Annotated in this window: 2 protein-coding genes; one reads left to right on the forward strand and one right to left on the reverse strand. The window is 69.8% G+C overall.

The window, feature by feature from the left end:
• Positions 1-1,966: ABC transporter permease (locus U9980_RS05450; RefSeq protein ID WP_322766949.1), on the reverse strand; the 1,966-nt coding region annotated here is incomplete at its 3' end.
• Between the two features lie 268 nt (positions 1,967-2,234).
• Here U9980_RS05450 and U9980_RS05455 point away from each other — a divergent pair.
• Positions 2,235-3,026: a sulfite exporter TauE/SafE family protein gene (locus U9980_RS05455; RefSeq protein ID WP_322766950.1), complete on the forward strand. Its 792-nt coding sequence runs from the start codon at positions 2,235-2,237 to the stop codon at positions 3,024-3,026.
• Positions 3,027-3,030: the final 4 nt, after the last annotated feature.

Raw genomic sequence — 3,030 nt, forward strand, 5'->3', positions numbered from 1 at the left:
ATCCAAGCCGGTCGAGCGCGCGGCGGATGGTGCGGACGTTGTCCGCCGCCATCCCCCCACCGGAACCATTCATGATCATAATCAGCGCGATGCCGCTGGCAAGCGGCAGGTACCGGTCGAGATGGACCAGCCAGCCCGGCCCGCCGAGACATTCGCCGACCGCCATCGCGATGCGCGTACCGAGGGTGCCGACCACCAGCGTCGCGCCCGCGACCGATCCGCTCACCCAGCCGATCCCGCCGACCACGGCGAAGGCGAGCAACATGATCGAACCGAACGGCGCGAACGTCCCCGCGCCGTAGTTGATGTTCCCGACCTCACCGTACTGGTAGAAGACGTAGAGCACCCCGCCGAGCCCCGCGATCGCGGCTGACAGCGCGAACGCGTACAGCTTCGCGCCGACGACGCTGATACCGAGCGCGGCGGCGGCACGTTCGTTGGCCCTGATCGCGATCAGCCGTCGCCCGGCGCGGCCCCGGCGCAGGTTGGCCACGGCGAGCGCCACCAGCGTGAACACGACCAGCACGAGCGTGGCGAAGCCGTCCGGATTGTCAATCTTGTCAAGTTCGACACCGAAGACCGACTGCGTACCCACCACAGTGCCCTCGGGTGAACCCAGCCCGCCGAAGATGGTCGCGGCCGTACCCGCCGGCGGTGGCGAGTGATAACCCCGCTGGAACAGGATCGCGTCGGCGGCAGCACCCATACCCAGTGTGACGATCGCGAGCTGCAGACCCCGGGTGCGCAGGGCGGGCAGTGCGAACAGCAGCCCCACCGCGACAGCGCCGCTGACACCCACGACCAGCGCCGCGGGCAGCGGCCAGTGCCAGATCGCGACAATGCGGCCGGTGATGAGCGCGGCAACGCCGGCCGGAACGAGCTGGCCCAGGCAGATCTGGCCGGCGAACCCGACCAGGACCACCAGCGACACCATGAGCAGTGCCCAGAGCGCATTGGCGCCGACGGCAGTCACCCAGTCGCTCGGTAGCACGAACCAGATGAGCGCCAGGGCAACCGCCAGCAGCATGCCCAGGGCCAGCGGATGGATCCGGCCACCGCCGAGCTCCGGGTGTCGGGCCACTATGTGTCCGCGGTCGGGAATGCCGTGGCCGCGCACCACCAGATAGAAGACAATCACGATGAGTGGGATGGCGCGATCGGCTCCGGTCCACGCGGGATGCGCGGTGACCAGGCCGACCTGCGTGAGGAGCTCGACGAGTCCGAGCGCGAGACCCCCGGCCAACACCCCCGGCAGCGAGTGGAACCGCGCCATGAGCGCGACAGCGAGCGCGGGCACCACGAGCATGATCAGGCTTGTCGACGACAGCGGATTGCCCAGCGGCGCCAGCAGCACTCCGGCGAGACCGGCGAGGGCCGAGCCCACACACCACGCCGCGCCCGCGACCGCGCCTGGTGACCATCCGGCGGCGGCCGCCGCCCGCGGGTTGTCGATCACAGCCGTCGCGGCCAGGCCGAAGGTGGTGAAGCGAAAGAACGCCCACACAACGGCGACGACGACCGCCACCGCGGCGAGCCGGACGAACAGGTCGATACCGACCACCCGGCCGAACATGGTCAGCTCTCCGGCCGGCAGCACCGACGGGGACGACCGCACCTGGGACCCGAAGAACAGACCTGCCAGCGCCTGCAGGATGATCAGCAGGCCGAGCGTCGCCATGGCGCGGGTCAGCGGCGAGGAGCCCCGCAGCGGCCCCATCGCCAGGACCGCGAAGGCGAAGCCGATCGCCGCGGTGACCACGACCGTCAGGGCACCCGCCGGCGCGACCGGCAGGCCCCAGTTCTCCTGGGCCGCACTGAAGAAATACGCCGCCCACATCACCAGCGCGCCGTGGGCGAAGTTGATCACACCGGCACCGCGGGCGATGACCACCACTCCCGCCGCCACCAATGCGTACAACGCGCCGGTGCCGAGACTGAGCGGCGCGTATCCGAGCAGGTTGGTCACGAAAGCCCGGTCACACGGTGAGCGTCGCGCGGCATACCGAATCCGACGTCCATGAGCCGCCCATCTCCGCCCGGAAACTCCGGGACCCGCCGCTATCATACGGAATGTAGCGGTAACCAATATCGCCGGCAAGCAGGATATCCAACAGAATAAGTAATCTGTTTATAAGAAATTGTGCGCACAGGGCTTATCAAGGTCGATACGGCGCTTTTCCCCGGGAGCGGGTGTACTGACCTGTACCTGACTTCTACCGGACGCGGAGGGCGATGTGGGACCAGCCGACGGCGGACTCGTGGCGGCCGCCGGCCTGCTGGCCGGAGCGGTGAACGCGGTTGCCGGCGGCGGCACCCTGATCGCCTTCCCCGCGCTGCTCACCACCGGAATGCCGGCACTCACCGCGAACATCACATCCTCGGTCGGGCTGGTGACCGGATACGCGGGCGGTGCGCTCGGCTACCGACGGGAACTGGCGGGCCAGGCCACCCGGCTGCGCGCGCTCGCCATCCCGGCGCTGCTCGGCGGGCTGACCGGGGCAATGGTGCTGGTGGTCACACCGGCGGGCGCCTTCCGGGCGGTGGTCGGCTACCTGGTCGTGGCGGCCTGCGGGCTGCTCGGCGCCCAGCCGTGGCTGGCCCGGCTGGTCGCCGGCCGGCGTGCCACCGCGTCCGCTGCCAGGCCCACCACCAGCGGTGTCACCAACAGCGATGTCACCTGGCCGACCCGCGCGGGGGTGTTCCTGGCGGGGGTCTACGGCTCCTACTTCGGTGCCGGGCTGGGGGTGCTGCTCCTCGGTGTGCTGGGAATCCTGCTACCCGACGACATCCAGCGCACCAATGCCGCGAAGACGCTGCTCTCGTTCGGGATCAACGCGATCGGCGTCACCGTGTTCGTGGTGAGCGCCCAGGTCTCCTGGGCCTTCGCGGCGATCCTGCTGGTCACGTCCTACGCGGGTGGTGTCCTTGGCGCACGCCTCGCCCGGGTGCTGCCCGCGGCCGCGCTGCGGGGCACGGTCGTGACCCTCGGACTGATCGTCGCGGTCGTCCTCATCGTCTCCAGATGAACCC

The sequence above is a fragment of the Protofrankia sp. Cr1 genome, assembly GCF_963555865.1.
Taxonomy (GTDB): Bacteria; Actinomycetota; Actinomycetes; order Frankiales; family Frankiaceae; genus Protofrankia.